At 72.3% G+C, this 14,178-nt stretch carries 14 protein-coding genes; 8 read left to right on the top strand and 6 right to left on the bottom strand.

Annotated features, from left to right (window positions below):
- Positions 1–132 precede the first annotated feature (132 nt).
- A complete protein-coding gene (locus CRP49_RS34295; protein WP_097256849.1) occupies positions 133–594 on the top strand; it encodes a GreA/GreB family elongation factor in 462 nt (153 codons plus the stop codon).
- A gap of 37 nt (positions 595–631) precedes the next feature.
- Here the strand turns inward: CRP49_RS34295 and CRP49_RS34290 are convergent, their stop codons facing one another.
- Positions 632–1,564, bottom strand: coding sequence for a Dyp-type peroxidase (locus tag CRP49_RS34290; protein ID WP_097256848.1), 933 nt, complete (start codon positions 1,562–1,564; stop codon positions 632–634).
- 102 nt (positions 1,565–1,666) lie between these two features.
- Positions 1,667–2,299, bottom strand: coding sequence for a DUF1345 domain-containing protein (locus CRP49_RS34285; RefSeq protein WP_097256847.1), 633 nt, complete (start codon positions 2,297–2,299; stop codon positions 1,667–1,669).
- A gap of 119 nt (positions 2,300–2,418) precedes the next feature.
- Between CRP49_RS34285 and CRP49_RS34280 the strand changes: the two genes are divergently transcribed.
- The 5 genes from CRP49_RS34280 to CRP49_RS34260 all read left to right on the top strand — a co-directional run bounded on the left by CRP49_RS34280 (position 2,419) and on the right by CRP49_RS34260 (position 8,790).
- On the top strand, positions 2,419–4,206 hold the full coding sequence (locus CRP49_RS34280; RefSeq protein ID WP_097256846.1) for an FUSC family protein: 1,788 nt from the start codon (positions 2,419–2,421) through the stop codon (positions 4,204–4,206).
- Positions 4,207–4,375: 169 nt separating this feature from the next.
- Positions 4,376–5,110 carry an aquaporin gene (locus CRP49_RS34275; protein ID WP_097256845.1) on the top strand — a complete coding sequence of 245 codons (735 nt, stop codon included), beginning with the start codon at positions 4,376–4,378 and terminating at the stop codon, positions 5,108–5,110.
- A gap of 172 nt (positions 5,111–5,282) precedes the next feature.
- Positions 5,283–6,635 carry a uracil-xanthine permease family protein gene (locus CRP49_RS34270; protein ID WP_179851840.1) on the top strand — a complete coding sequence of 451 codons (1,353 nt, stop codon included), beginning with the start codon at positions 5,283–5,285 and terminating at the stop codon, positions 6,633–6,635.
- Positions 6,636–6,673: 38 nt separating this feature from the next.
- Positions 6,674–8,083, top strand: a complete 1,410-nt coding sequence (locus tag CRP49_RS34265; protein ID WP_097256844.1) for an amidohydrolase family protein — start codon at positions 6,674–6,676, stop codon at positions 8,081–8,083.
- On the top strand, positions 8,080–8,790 hold the full coding sequence (locus tag CRP49_RS34260; RefSeq protein WP_097256843.1) for a sulfite exporter TauE/SafE family protein: 711 nt from the start codon (positions 8,080–8,082) through the stop codon (positions 8,788–8,790). The genes CRP49_RS34265 and CRP49_RS34260 overlap by 4 nt, the downstream gene beginning before the upstream one ends.
- Positions 8,791–8,963: 173 nt before the next feature.
- Here the strand turns inward: CRP49_RS34260 and CRP49_RS34255 are convergent, their stop codons facing one another.
- Positions 8,964–10,067, bottom strand: coding sequence for a LacI family DNA-binding transcriptional regulator (locus tag CRP49_RS34255; protein WP_097256842.1), 1,104 nt, complete (start codon positions 10,065–10,067; stop codon positions 8,964–8,966).
- Between the two features lie 74 nt (positions 10,068–10,141).
- The gene (locus tag CRP49_RS34250; RefSeq protein ID WP_097256841.1) at positions 10,142–11,635 is read right to left on the bottom strand and encodes a long-chain fatty acid--CoA ligase; all 1,494 of its coding nucleotides are present in this window, start codon (positions 11,633–11,635) and stop codon (positions 10,142–10,144) included.
- Positions 11,636–11,794: 159 nt separating this feature from the next.
- Here CRP49_RS34250 and CRP49_RS34245 point away from each other — a divergent pair, with 159 nt between their 5' ends.
- Positions 11,795–12,976, top strand: a complete 1,182-nt coding sequence (locus CRP49_RS34245; protein WP_257033584.1) for a CdaR family transcriptional regulator — start codon at positions 11,795–11,797, stop codon at positions 12,974–12,976.
- 134 nt (positions 12,977–13,110) lie between these two features.
- Positions 13,111–13,266, top strand: coding sequence for a DUF6131 family protein (locus CRP49_RS47040; protein ID WP_097256840.1), 156 nt, complete (start codon positions 13,111–13,113; stop codon positions 13,264–13,266).
- A 31-nt stretch (positions 13,267–13,297) separates the two neighbouring features.
- Here the strand turns inward: CRP49_RS47040 and CRP49_RS34235 are convergent, their stop codons facing one another.
- Both CRP49_RS34235 and CRP49_RS34230 read right to left on the bottom strand, forming a co-directional pair.
- Positions 13,298–13,702, bottom strand: a complete 405-nt coding sequence (locus tag CRP49_RS34235; protein ID WP_097256839.1) for a polyketide cyclase — start codon at positions 13,700–13,702, stop codon at positions 13,298–13,300.
- Positions 13,699–14,163 carry a MarR family winged helix-turn-helix transcriptional regulator gene (locus CRP49_RS34230; RefSeq protein WP_097256838.1) on the bottom strand — a complete coding sequence of 155 codons (465 nt, stop codon included), beginning with the start codon at positions 14,161–14,163 and terminating at the stop codon, positions 13,699–13,701. The genes CRP49_RS34235 and CRP49_RS34230 overlap by 4 nt, the downstream gene beginning before the upstream one ends.
- Positions 14,164–14,178 lie beyond the last annotated feature (15 nt).

Genomic DNA, 14,178 nt, shown 5'->3' with positions numbered 1-14,178 from the left:
CACACGGAGGCCGACCGTCGTCGCTCTTTCCCAGGCTATGCCGGGGGGTTATCCGCAGCACCTCGACTAACATGACCGAAAGATCATGTTTTCGGCCAGTTCTTTCCTCTCCCCCACACCTGAGGAGCACGCATGACCAGCGAACCCGAGCCGATCAGCGCGGCTGCCCGTCAGGCGCTCGAGAAGGAACTCGCAGAAGTCCGCGCCGAACGCGCATCGGTCGCGGCGACCCTGCGCGACGGTGACACGACCGGCGACCGCGCCGACGAGGCCGACGAGTTGCAGCGCGTCGACGCGCTGGATCGCCTGGACGCCCGTATCTCGGAGATCACCACACGGCTGCGGCAGGCGGCCGAAGCGGGTCTGCCCTCCACCGACGTGGTCGGTGTCGGCAGCACGGTCACCGTGCGCTTCGAGGACGGCGAGGAGGACACGTTCCAGATCGGCGTGACGGTGGACGTACTGGACCCCACGCTGATCACGGCGGACAGTCCGCTGGGGCACGCGCTGCTCGGCCACCGGGCCGGCGACTCGGTGAGCTACCGCGCACCCGAGGGACAGCTGACCGCGGTGGTGGTGTCCCTCGGCGGGTGACCCGGCGGACCGGGCTGATCAGGAGCCGGGTTCGGGCTCAGCCGGGAGCGGCGGGCAGGTCGTCGAGGAAGGTGACGGTCGGTACGTGGAACAGGCACCCGGTGGTCGCGGTCGAGTAATCGAGGATGCGGTCGTACGGGGCTCGGCCGTCGCCCAGGAACATGTGCCTCAGCATCTGCTCGGTCACGTCCGGAGTACGCGCGTAGCCGATGAAGTACGTGCCGAACGCGCCCTCCGCGAGGCTGCCGAACGGCATGTTCTCGCGCACGATCTTGCGCTCGTCGCCGTTCTCGTCGGTGATGGTGTTGAGCGCCACGTGGGAGTCGGCGGGCTTGATGTCGTCGGGGAGTTCGACGTTGGCGAGCTTCGTCCGGCCGATGACCTTCTCCTGCCGGTCCGGGGGCAAGGCGTTCCACGCCGTCATGTCGTGCAGGTACTTCTGCACGATCACATAGCTGCCGCCGGTGAAGTCGGGGTCCTCGTCGCCGATGAACACCGCGTCGGCCGCGACCTGCCCTTCGGGGTTCTCACTGCCGTCCACGAACCCGAGCAGGTCGCGTTCGTCGAAGTACTTGAAGGCATGGACCTCGTCCACCACCGTGACCGCGCCGCGCAGCCGCTCCATGACCAGCCGGGCCAGTTCGAAACACAGGTCCATGCGGCGGGCGCGCACATGGAAGAGGAGGTCTCCCGGGGTGGCCGGGGCATGGTGGCGTGCGCCGTTCAGCTCCGCGAACGGGTGCAGTTCCCGTGGGCGCGGTCCACCGAAGAGCCGGTCCCAGGCCTCCGATCCGATGCCGACGACGCAGGTGAGCCGGTCGTCGGGTGCGCGGAAGGCGACCGAGCGGCGCAGACCCGAGACGTCCTCCAGCAGGTCGCGGACCGCCCCCTCGCCACCCGGATCGACCGTGACCACGAGGAAGACGGTGGCTCTGGTCGGTTCGACGACCACGGCCTGTGACTCGGGCACGAACCGGCCTCCTCCTGCGACGGTCCCGGATTTCGATGGTTCCTGATTCCGATGGTTCCTGTTCTCATCCTGCTGCGTCCGGCGCGGAACCGCGCGAGGACGTCAGCCGGTGACTAGGCCCGCGACGAGGTTGATGGCGGTGGCGAGAATGCTGGTGCCGAAGACGTACGACAGGAGTGTGTGCCGCAGCACGATCGCGCGGACGGTCGTACTCGAGACGGAGGTGTCCGACACCTGGTAGGTCATGCCGAGGTTGTAGCTGAAGTAGAAGAAGTCGCGGTACGCGGGCTGCTGGTCGGAGTTGAAGTCGATCCCGCCCCCGGCGGCGTAGTAGACGTAGGCGTAGCGGGTGGCGTACATCAGGTGCAGTGCGGCCCAGGCCATGAACACCCCGAACAGCGCGGTCGCGGCGCCGACATGGCCGGTGTCGGAGGCGCCGAGCAGGAGCAGCAGCACGATCGCGACCAGTCCGCACGAGGCGACCGCCACGACCACGAGTTCCTCTCCGACGGGCCGGAAGTCCTCGCGTCGGGCGTTGCGATGGGTGGCCGCGGCGTCCATGGGCCACAGCACCGCCCAGCCCGCCACCACGAAGGCGAGTTGCGTCACGGCGATCCCGGCCAGCGCACCCAGCAGCTCCCGAGACGACAGCCCGACGGCCACGCCGACCGCGGCGCCGAGGAGCACCGCACCGGCCAGGCGGGGCACGGCGTCCAGCGGCAACCAGGTGCTCATGCGCCACCAGGGTAGTTCCGTCGCCGCCTGCCGGCCCGCCGGAGCGCGCCGTCCCGGGCAACGGCATGTGGCCGCCCGCTCACCGCGCACCCGGCCGGAGCACGGGGTATACACCGAGCATGCCGGGTTCGCGCCGATTCTCCCCTCCCGTGCGTGGGCACGGCTGGCGCGGCTCGGTCGCCGGCGCGGGGCGGGCGCTCTCCCCACGCGGTGCGCTGGCCCTGCACGACGTGGACGGGGCGCTGCTGTTCGCCGTGCGGGCCGCCCTGGCCATGGGGCTGGTCGCCGTACCGATCGTGGCGGTGGGACGGCCCGATCTGGCGGTCTACGCCATGCTCGGATCCTTCACCACCACGTTCGGCCGCAATCTGCCCTACGCCCGTCGCGCCCGGGTGCTCGCGGGGGTGGCCGTGGCCATGACGGCGTGCGTGGGCTGTGGGTCGGCGCTCGCGGTGTGGGCCCGTCCCGGGGAGTCGGCGGCCGGTGCCGCCGTGGTGGCAGCGGCGACGGCCGTGGTCGCGGGCGTGGCCAAGTACGTCTGCGATGCCACCCGGCTCGGCGGGCTCGGCGCGGTGCTGCTCCTGTTCTCGTTCGCGGTGGCGGCCAACGCCTCTGCCACGTGGGCCGATGTGCTCCCCCACACGGCGCTGGCGGCGGCCGGGGCGGCGTTCGCGTGGCTGCTGGCGGTCTCCGGCCGGTTGGTGCATCCCGAGCGGCCGCAGCGTCTGGCGGTGGCCATGGCCCTGCGTCGGCTCGCCGAGGTGCTGGAGGCGTCCGCGGCGGGGGACGTACCGCGGCAGACCCGGCACGGGGCCACCGTCGCCGTCCTGCAGGCGTACCAGTGCCTCGGCTCTCCGCCGCCCGCTCGGGCTCGGCACGCAGGGCCTGGCCCCGACGCTGTCTTCCTGCGCCTGACCGACCTGTCCTGGACCCTGCTGGTCGGCTCCGCGCGGGGTGCGCCCGGTGCCCCGGCCGCGACGGCCGTGCAGCTGCGCCGGCAGGCCGCGCTCCTCACCGACCGGCGCCGCCGGACCCCCGCCGTGCTGCGTGAGCTGCCGTTCCTCCCTACGGCGTCGCCGTTGCCGCAGGACCGGGACGGTGGGGCCGGATGCGCGGCGGGGTCGGCCGCGGCGCGGGACGACGCCGCCGCGCTGCGTGCCACGGAGCTGCTGGTCGGGCGCCCGGGTGGCCCCGACCACCTCGCCGTCCTGGCCGTGCCCGCGCTGCGGATGGCCCTGGGCACCGGCGTGGCGGGCGGGCTGGCCGTCCTCCTGCACCTGGAGCACGGCTACTGGGCGGCGATCTCGGCCGCCGCCGTGCTGCATTCGGTCAACCTGCGTACGACGGCCCAGCGTGCCGTGCAGCGCACCCTGGGCACGCTCCTCGGGCTGCTGATCGCGCTCGGCGTGCTGGCCGCGCACCCGGAGCCCATGGCACTCGCCCTGGTCATCGTGGCCCTGGAGTTCCTGCTGGAGTTCGTGGTGGTCCGCAACTACGGCCTGGGCGTCGTCTTCCTGACCCCGATGGCGCTGCTGCTGAGCGACCTGGCCGCGCCCGCACCGACCGGTGAGCTGGTCCTCGACCGGGTGATCGGCAGCGTCGTGGGGATCGGCACGGGGCTGCTGTGCGCCCTGCTGGTGGTGCACGACCGGGCCGCGGTACGGGTGGAGCGTGCGCTGGACGCGTGCGTGGCGGCCGCCGACCGGGCCGAACGGTCACTGGGCCGTGCCGTCGGGCCGCCGCCCTCGCTCGTCCAGGTGCGTCTGGCGGTGGCGGTCGTCGAACTGCGCGACGCCGATGACGCCGCCGCCGGCGAGCTGTGGCCGGCCGGGATCGACCCCGCCGAACTCGCGGCCGCGGAGAAACGCGCCTACGTTCTGCTCGACCGGCTGCACCACCATCGCTGAGGCGTGATCGTGTCGTCGAGCACCGTGCGGCGTGACCGTTTCGTCGAGCACCGCGCAACCGACGAGAGATCCCGGGCAGGATGGGGTTTTCCTCCACTGTCCTCGCGCTCGGGGGCACACCCAGACTGCCTGTCATGACGCATCAGACGCATCAAGCGCCGTACATCGCATGACCGGTTCACTCGCCCGCCGCGTCGCCGCCGAAGCGGTCGGGACCGGGCTGCTCGTGGTCGTGGCCGTCGGTTCCGGGATCCAGGCCACCCAGCTGTCGCAGGACGCCGGTGTGCGGTTGCTGGCCTGTTCGCTCGCCGCCGTGTTCGGCCTGGGCGTGCTCATCACGCTGCTGGGACCGGTCTCCGGCGGGCACCTCAACCCTGCCGTCACGCTGTCCGCCTGGTACGCCGACCGCCGCCGGAGCACCGGACCGACCCTACGGGAGGTGGCCGCGTACATACCGGCGCAGGTGGCCGGGGCGATCGGCGGCGCGGTCCTCGCCGACGCCATGTTCGCCCGGCCCCTGGTGAAGCTGTCCACCCACGAGCGGTCCGCCGGACACCTGTGGCTGGGCGAGGTCGTCGCCACCGCCGGGCTGATCCTGCTCGTCCTGGGCCTGCAGCGCACCGGCCGTGCCCGGCTGGTACCGGCCGCGGTGGCCGCCTACATCGGGTCCGCGTACTGGTTCACGTCCTCGACCTCCTTCGCCAACCCCGCGCTGACGATCGGCCGCGTCGTCACCGACACGGCCGCGGGGATCGCCCCCGCCTCCGTCGTCCCGTTCGTCGCGGCCCAGCTGCTCGGCGCCGGGCTCGGACTGGGCGCCGCGACGCTGCTGTTCGGGCGCCCCGCGCAAACGGGAGACGACAACCACGCCACAGCCGCACGGACAGAGCCCGCCTCGCTCTGACCGACCGCCCGACCGGCCGGAGTCGCAGCAGACGACTCCGGCCGGCCTCTTGACCAACCCGTGTTCCGTACCGCCATACTGACGGCCAAATCGATTTGGCCACATCGATTTGGCCGCCGTCCACGGCCGGATCGTCGAGGCCTGAGCCGAGCGAGCCGAACGGAGCCCGCGCGTGTCCAGTCCCGTACACCCCGTCGACGAGTCCCGCCCCCTCGGACGGATCCTCCTCTTCGGCGTCCAGCACGTCCTCGTCATGGCGGCGACGCCGATCTCCGCGATCTTCCTGATGAGCGCCACCCTCCGGCTGAGCCCGCAGCTCACCGTCGACCTGCTCTCGGCGGCGCTGCTGCTGTCGGGGATCGGCTCGCTCGTGCAGTCCCTCGGGCCCTGGAAGTTCGGGCCGCGACTGCCGTTCGTGATGCTGCCCGGCGGTGCGCCGCTGATCCTGTTCATGGCCATCGCGCAACAGCACGGACTGCGCACGGCCACCGGAGCGGTGATCCTCACCGCGGCCTTCACCTTCCTGGTGCTCCCGCTGTTCTCACGGCTGCTGAAGTTCTTCCCGCCGCTGGTCATCGGCACGATGATCGTGATCGTCGGCGTGAATCTGGTGCGGGTCGGGGCACTGCTGGTCACCGGCCAGCCCGGCACACCCGGCTTCGGGGATCCGGCCCGGCTCGGGCTGGCCTTCGCCACGATCGGCCTGATCGTCGCCTTCACCCGGCTGCTGCGCGGGGTCCTGCGGCAACTCGCCGTCCTGCTGGGCCTGATCGGGGGCACGGGCCTGGCCTTCGCGGTCGGCCAGGTCCATCCGGGCGCACTGCTGGCGGGTCAACTGGTCAGTGTGCCGAGGCCGTTGCCCTACGGTGCGCCCGTCTTCGACGTCCTCGCCGCGCTGCCGCTGATGCTGTACAGCGTGGCGTCGATGGCGGAGGCGACCGGGCAGACCGTCATCAACGCGGAGGCGGTGGGCAAGGACATCGACATCCGGTCCGACGTGCCGCGCACGGTGCGCGGGGACGCCCTGACGTCGTTGCTCGGCGGATTCCTCGGGCTGCCGCTGATGGTCACCAGCGGCGAGAACATCGGCATCGTGCGGGTCACCGGCGTACGCAGCCGGTACGTGACTGCGGCTGCGGGCGTCGTGCTGGTCCTGCTCGGCTTCCTCACGCCCGTCGCGCGGGCGATCAGTGTGATGCCGTCGGCCGTGGTCGGGGGCGCCGCGATGGTCGTCTTCGCGGTGATCACCGTGCTGGGCGTCCAGATGCTGCACCGGGCCCGGCTGCAGGACCACACGTCGATGGTGACCTGCGCGGTCGCGCTCGCGCTCGGGTTGCTGCCGATCCTGGTTCCCGGGGTGTACGCCGGCTTCCCGTCCGGCGTACGGATCCTGCTGGAGAGCGGGGTGGCCGTGGGCGCCCTCGTCGCCGCCGTCCTCAACGTCCTCTTCCACCACCTGGGGCGCCGCACCGCGGACGCCGGCGCGCTGCCTGCCGAGGTGCCCTCCCCGGCCGCCCACGCATGACCGGCCGCCCCGACTGCCCGCCCGAAGTACGGAGAACCATGACCGACCTGTCCCCCGACCAACTCCGCCGGGAGGCGCTGCTGCTGGTCCCCGACGCGACGCTGACACCCGAAGGTCCCAGGGACCTGCACGCGGTGGTGGTGCGGGACGGCGGGTTCCTCGATGTCGGACCCGCCGAGCGGATCGTCCGCACCTACCCGTCGCTGACCCCCGTCCGACTGCCCGGGCACGTGCTGATGCCGGGATTCGTCGACGCCCACCACCATCTGACGCAAGGTTTCGGCGGTGCGCTCGCCTTCGGGGAGCCGTCGGAGATCTTCCGCCGGGTGTGGGTACCGCTGGAGGGCGCGCTCGACGAGGAATCGGCGTATGTCGCCGCGAAACTGGCCGCGTTGGAGTCGTTGCGGGGCGGGTTCACGACGGTCGCCGAGGCGGGCACCCGGGCCGCGGTCGACGTGGACGTGGTGGCCTCGGCGACGCGCGATGCGGGCATCCGCTGCGTGCTGGGACTCGTCTGCAACGACGCCCCGGACGGCACCGGCGAGGACACCGACCCGCACACCGTCCTCAGCGCCGCCGAGAAGCATCTGGCGCGCTTCGGCAGCGACGACCTCGTCCACCCGTCGCTCGCCGTCTCCGTGCCGGAGGCCGCGACCACCGGCACCCTGGCGGCCACCGCGCGACTCGCCGCCGAGGCGGGCCGTGTCGTACAGATCCATGTGAACGAACACCTCGTCGCCGTCGAACGCTCCCTGGTACGGCATGGGCTACGACCGCTGGAGTACCTGCACCACGCGGGCGCGCTGGGCCCGCAGTTGCTGGCCGCGCACGCGACGCTGCTCACCCCGTCCGAGGTCACACTGCTCGCCGACAGCGGGGCCGCGGTGAGCTACAACCCGGTCGCCAGTGCCTGGAAGGGCAACGCGGTCGCCCCGGCCACGACGTTCGCCGAGCGCGGCATCCGGTTCGGGCTGGGCACGGACGGGACACGGGGGGACGGCTTCCGGCTCGCGGACGCAGCGGAGTTCGCGCAGCGGCTCGGCTACGGTCTGGCCAGCGGCGACTCCTCCTGCGGCGCGGGCTGGACCTGGCTGGACCGGGCCACCGCGGGCGGCGCGGACGCGGCCGGTCTCGGTCGGCTCACCGGACGGGTGGCGGCCGGTGCCGCCGCCGACTTCCTGCTGGTGGACGTCACCGGGCCGGAGATGCAGCCGTCCTGGGACCGGCCGTGGGAGCTGGTCAGACGCGGCAACCGGGACCAGATCACCGCCGTGTTCGTCGCCGGGCGGCTGCGGTTGTGGCGGGGCTGGCCGCTGGACTGGGACGGGCCCGGGCTGGTCCGGCGGGCTGCGGAACTGGCCCCGCAGGTGGTGCGGCGCGCCCGGATCACGCGGACCCATCCGACGTCGGCGGCGGTGTGGCCGCAAGGCCGGGACGGTGGGCGATGAGCGGCGGTGCGCTGACGGTGCTGGCGCTGGCCGTGGCAGCGGCCGCGTTCGTGCAGGGGACGAGCGGGCTCGGGTTCGCGCTGATCGTCGCTCCGGTCGCGGGGCTGCTCGATCCGGGGCTGCTGCCCGGGTTCGTCCTCACCGCGATGATCCCGCTCAATCTGTACGTCGCCTGGCGGGAGCGGCACAGCCTCGACGTGCGCGGCGCCGGGTGGATCACGGCGGCGCGGCTGGCGGCGACGCCGGCGGGGCTGGCCCTCCTGTGGGTGATCCCCGAGGGCGATCTCGGGGCAGTCGTCGGTGCGTCGACGGTGCTCGCCGCGCTGGTGAGCCTCGTCGTGCCCGCCTTCACGCCGGGGCGCGGTGCCTATCTGGGCGCGGGAGTCCTCACGGGGCTGACGGAGACGGCGACCGGCGTGGGCGGCCCGCCGCTCGCCCTCGTCTACCAGCACCGGCCACCCGGCGAGCTGCGCGCCACGGTCGCCGTCTGCTTCCTGACCGGCGAAATCGCCTCGCTCGCCCTGCTGTTCGCCACCGGGCGGGGTCATCCGGCGGACGTGGGCAGGGCCGCACTGCTGCTGCCCGCTCTGGCGGCGGGGGCATGGCTGAGCCGCCTGGTCCACCGCCGCGTCGACGCGAAGAAAATGCGCGGCTTCGTCCTCGTCTTCGCCCTGGTATCGGGGGTGGTTCTGATGGCGGGGACCTGACGCGGCGCCAGGCGGGAGGGGACGGATTCAGCCCGTAGGTGTCCGCTGACCCGTGGCCGCGCCCCCTCCGTCGCCGTCTGCGGCTGACGCAGGGACGAGACCTCGCCTTCACCCTGGCGTCAGGGGGCCTGATGACAGATGCCTGACGCGACGTCAGGCAGCAGGGGACGGATTCAACCCGCAGGCGTCCGCCGACCCGTGACCGTGCCCGCCTCCGTGGCCGTCTGCGGACGGCGCAAGGACGAGGTGCGGAGGACGAGGCCGGGCTCGGGGGCGGGCACCCCGTGTCCGGGCGTCGGCGTCTCGCCGTCGGCGGGTGTCTGGCCACTCAGCCGTGCGAGCAGCAGCTCCACCGCGGCCGTGGCGGCCCGGTCCAGGCGTAGGTCGACCGCGGTGAGGGGTGGTTCGCAGGTGCGGGCGCGCAGGCCGTCGTAGCGGGTGGCGACCAGCACGTCGTCGGGGATGCGCCTGCCCGCGTCCCGTAGCGCCCGTACGGCCCCGACGGCGAAGGCGTCGACGAGTACGCACAGTGCGTCGATGCCGGGGTGCTCCGTGAGCAGGGCGGCGCAGCGGTCGTACCCGGCCTGCTCACCGCCCTCCTCCGGTGCGGTGGCGACGAGCGGTGTCCAGCCGTGCGCGTGCGCCGCGCGTTCGTAGGCGGCGCGGGCGTCGAGTGAGGAGTGGCGGGTGCTCTCGCCCACGATGAGCGCCGGGCGTCGGGCACCCTGGGCGCGCAGGTGGTCCAGGAGGAGTTCGGCCACGCGGCCGCCGTGCAGGTCCACGTACGGGGCGTCGTCGTCGGGGGCGGTGGGCCGGCCCAGCGCCACATAGGGCAGCCCGCGCTCCCGCAGCTGGGCCACGGCCGGGTCGTCCGCCTCGGGCTCGACGACGATCGCGCCGTCGATGTCGACGGAGTACAGCGCGGCCCCGGACTGCACGGGCGGGATCAGCACGAGCGCGTACTCGTGGACGAGGGCCCGTTCGGCCGCGGCGGCGGCCACCTCCATGTAGAAGCCTAGCCGTGAGGGGCCGCCGGCCACCGCGAACGGCATCGAGGAGACCAGCGCGATCGCCCTGGCCTGGCCCCGCCGCAGCCGCTGGGCCCGGAGGTTGGGGCGGTAGCCCAGTTCGGCGGCGACCCCCTTGATGCGCTCGCGGGTACGCGGATCGACCTTGCCGATGCCGTTGAGGGCGTGGGAGACCGTCGTCCGCGAGACCCCCGCCGCCTGGGCCACATCGGCGATCGTGGGCCGGCGGGCGCCCTGGGACATGGTCATGCGCCCATCTTCGCAACCACCGCGCCCAGGATCCACCCCCTCCCCCGTCACCCGCTCAGTGGACGGGAGCCCACTCAGTGGACGGGAGCCGAGATCTCCCGCTTGAGGATCTTGCCGCTCGGGCCCATGGGCAGCGCGTCCACCAGCCACACCTGGCGCGGATACTTGTAGGCCGCCACCCGGTCCCGCACGTACTCCTGGAGTTCCGCGGGGCTCGCCTCGGCTCCCGGGCGCAGGACGACCGCTGCCGCGATCTCCTCGCCGAGCCTCTCGTCGGGCACGCCGACGACGGCCGCGAGGGCGACGGCGGGGTGCTCGTGCAGGACCTCCTCGATCTCGCGCGGGTAGACGTTGTAGCCGCCGCGGATGATGAGGTCCTTCTTGCGGTCGACGATGTACAGGTAGCCGTCCTCGTCCTGCCGGGCCAGGTCGCCGGTGCGCAGCCAGCCGTCGGGAATGGTGGCGGCGGTCTCCTCCGGGCGGTTCCAGTAACCCTTCATCACGTTCGGTCCGCGCACCGCGAGTTCGCCGACCTCTCCCAGGGTCACGTCCCGGCCGGTGTCGTCGAGCAGCCGCACCTCGACGTCCCGGATGGGGGTCCCGATGGATCCGGCCTTGCGCGGGCGGTCGGAGTGGTTGAAGGAGACGACCGGGCTGGTCTCGGACATGCCGAAGCCCTCCAGCACCACGCAGCCGAAGCGCCGCTCGAAGCCGTGCAGGATCTCCACCGGCAGGGACGCGCCGCCCGAGACGCACAGGCGCAGGGTGGACACGTCGGCCTCGCCGGCACCCGGATGCTGGAGCAGCGCCGCGTACATGGTGGGCACGCCCGCGAAGACGGTCGCGCGCTCGCGCGCGATGGCGTCGAGCACGGTCTGCGGGTCGAACCGGGGAACGAGGACGAGCGCGGCGCCGCTGTACACCGCGACGCTCATCGTGCAGACCTGCCCGAAGATGTGGAACAGCGGCAGACAGCCGACGATGACGTCCTCGGGTGTCATCTGCTGCACATGGACGACGTTGACCTCGGTGTTGTGGCGAAGTCCCGCGTGGGTCAGCGAGGCGCCCTTGGGGCGGCCGGTGGTGCCGGAGGTGTAGAGCAGTACGGCGACGTCGTCGCCGGCGACGGTGGCGATCTCGTACTGCGGCTCCAGCCGCGCCAGGTCGGCGGCGAAGGCGGCGGGTTCGACCGCGATGTGCCGTACTCCGGCCGCGTCCGCGCCCTGGGCGCCCTCACCGGGTGCCTGGTGCCACTCGAAGAGCAGCACGGCGCCGGAGTCGCGCAGGTGGTACTCGGTCTCCCGCGCCTTGAGCAGCGGGTTCATCGGCACCACGATGCCGCCGGCGCGCAGGATGCCGTAGTACAGGACGACGAACTCGGGCGCGTTCGGCAGCATCAGCGCGACCCGGTCGCCGGCCCGCAGGCCCTCGGTGCGCAGCAGGGCGGCGGCCTGGGCGCTCAGCCGGTCCAGCTCGGCGTACGTGGTGGTCGCCGTCCCCAGCCGCAGGGCCGCGCTCTCGGGGTGCCGGCCCGCCGTCTCCGCCAGGAATTCCGCCAGATTGGCCATGATGCCTCCTCGCATGCATGCTCGCTGCGCTCGCCGGGCTCCCCCGCCTGCGCTCACGGCATGGTCGCCTCCGGGCCCGGGGGCGTCCATGGCCGCGCGGACAGCTCACACCTCCGGGGATTGTTCCGGGAGACAAAAAGCACGCCGTACGCTGCACGTATGAGTCTCTCGGACGTGAGTGCGGCCCTGCGGGGGCGGCTGCCGGAACTGGGTGAGCGGATGGCGCGGCGCATCCGCGCGGAGGTCGAGTCCTACGCCGACGAGTCGCTGATCCCCTTCGCGTCGCTGCGGGAGTCCTGCACGGCCAACGCGGACCAGTTGCTCGGGCGTTTCGCGCTCGACATGCAACCCGATGTACGGCCCGCGGACCAGACCGGTCGTCTCCGGGCCGAGCAGGGCGTGCCCCTCGCGGACACCCTGCACGCCTACCGGATCGGGTTCGGGTACCTGTGGGCGCAGATGGTCGACGAGGCCCAGCGGCATCCGGGGGTCACGGACGCCCACCTGGTGGCGGGTTCGTCGGAGATCTGGGCGCAGTTCGGCCGTTATGCGGAGGCTGTCGCGGCGGCCTACCGGGAGGCCAGCGCCGAGCTGGCGCTCCAGCGCGAGGCGCGCCGTTCGGCGCTGGTCGAGGCGCTGTTCACGGGCGCGCTCGCGGACCGGACGACCCTGTGGGAGACGGCGCGGCAACTCGGTCTGCCGGAGCGGGGACCGTACGCGGTCGTGGCCGCCTCCGTACCGGATCCGGGCGGGGAGTCGCTGCCGGGTATCGAGGCGGACCTGCGGCAGACCGGTGTGCTGTCCGCCTGGCGGCTGCTGCCCGGCGAGCAGATCGGGCTGCTCTCGCTGGCTCATCCCGACGCCGAGGCTCTGACCCGTCGGGCGCTGCGGCACCGTCAGGCACGGGTGGGGATGAGCCCCCGGTTCGACTCGCTGCGCGACACACCGCAGGCGCTGCGCTTCGCCCGGCTGGCGCTGGCCGGGCTGCCGGGCGACGGACCGGGTGTGGCCCGCTTCGACGACAGCCCGCTCGCCATGCTGGTCGCCGCCGCGCCCGCCGAGGCCGCACGCCTGGTCGAGGTCGTCCTGGGGCCGGTCCTGGAACTGCCGGCGCCTGAACGGGCCCGGCTCCTGCAGACGCTCGGGCACTGGTTCACGGCCGGGGGCGTCGCCGCCGAGGCGGCGAACCAGCTCTTCATCCACCCGAACACGGTGCGCTACCGGCTCCGGCGGATAGAGAAGCTGACGGGCCGTTCACTCGCCGACCCCGCCGCCCTCGCCGACCTCGGCTCCGCCCTGCACGCGCTGCGACTCGTTCCGCGGTCTGCGAGCCGTCACTGAAAGTTCCTGGTCAGCCCATTCCCTTACGGCGCCATTTCAGCGGCTCGAAGATTTCGGAACCGCGCATGGGATTGTCCGCTGTTTCGGGGCACTCGCAGGGAGGAAACTTCCGGTATCAGCAGGAGGCACACATCATGCTTATCCTCGGAATCATCCTGCTCATCCTCGGATTCGTCACCGGCATTTCGATCCTGTGGACCATAGGCATCATTCTCGTGGTGATCGGCGCGGTCCTGTGGATCATGGGCTCCATGGGCCACGCACTCGCGGGCCGACGACACTATTGGTGAGCGTCAATGGTCACCAGCCGCTCGAACGTGGTCACTCCTGGGTTTCCAGGAGTGACTTGAGGGTGGACAGTTCTGTGTCGACCAGTGCGCTCTGCTCGTCGAAGAACTGGTCGCTGAAGCCCGGCGGCTGATAGAAGGTGATCATGAATTCGGCTCCGTCGCCGTTGGCGACGACGCGGGCGGGGACACGCCAGGACGCGGTGTCGTCCAGGTAGTCGTGGTCCAGGATGCCGAACTCGGCATCGGCACGGAGGCGGAGCCGGGCCGGGCCCACCGGGGTGGCCATGGCCCACCAGCCGGGGTCCTCGGTGGGCTCGATCGACTTGATGTTGACGACGGCCCACTTCGACCAGTTCGCCGGGTCGGCCAGGAAATCGAAGACCTCGGCGACGGGGCGGTCGATGCCGACGGTCTTGGTGCGAGAACGCGCGATCATGACGACTCCTCAGGGGTGTGGTGCGAGGGCGCGGGGTGGGGTTCTCCCACGAGGCGGCGGATCCAGCTCTCCAGCTGGTCTCGCTGCGGAGCGTCGAGCGAGCCGAAGAAGTAGGCGTCGTTCCGGTCGGCGAGCGCGGCCAGCACCGGGACCAGTGCGCGGCCCTCTTCGGTGAGGACGAGCAGCACGGTGCGCCGGGAGGCCGGGTCGGGTTCGCGGCGGATCAGGCCCTTGGCGACCAGGCGGTCCACGAGCCGGGAGACGGCTCCGGGGTCGATGGCCATGTGCTGTGCCACCGCCTTGGTGGTGGTGTGACCGTGGAACACGCTCGCCATCACCCCCCACTGGGAGACGGTGACGCCATGCCTGCCGATCTCGGCTTCGAAGCGGGCGTGGACCTCGTCCGAGAGCCGCCGCAGCCAGTAGCCGAGGTGGTCGTGCAGTCCGTGTGTCGTAGTCACACATCCATCGTTATT

Origin of the sequence: Streptomyces sp. Ag109_G2-15, assembly GCF_900215565.1 — a bacterium.
Taxonomy (GTDB): domain Bacteria; phylum Actinomycetota; class Actinomycetes; order Streptomycetales; family Streptomycetaceae; genus Streptomyces; species Streptomyces diastatochromogenes.
This window is presented reverse-complemented; position numbering and strand designations above follow the sequence as displayed.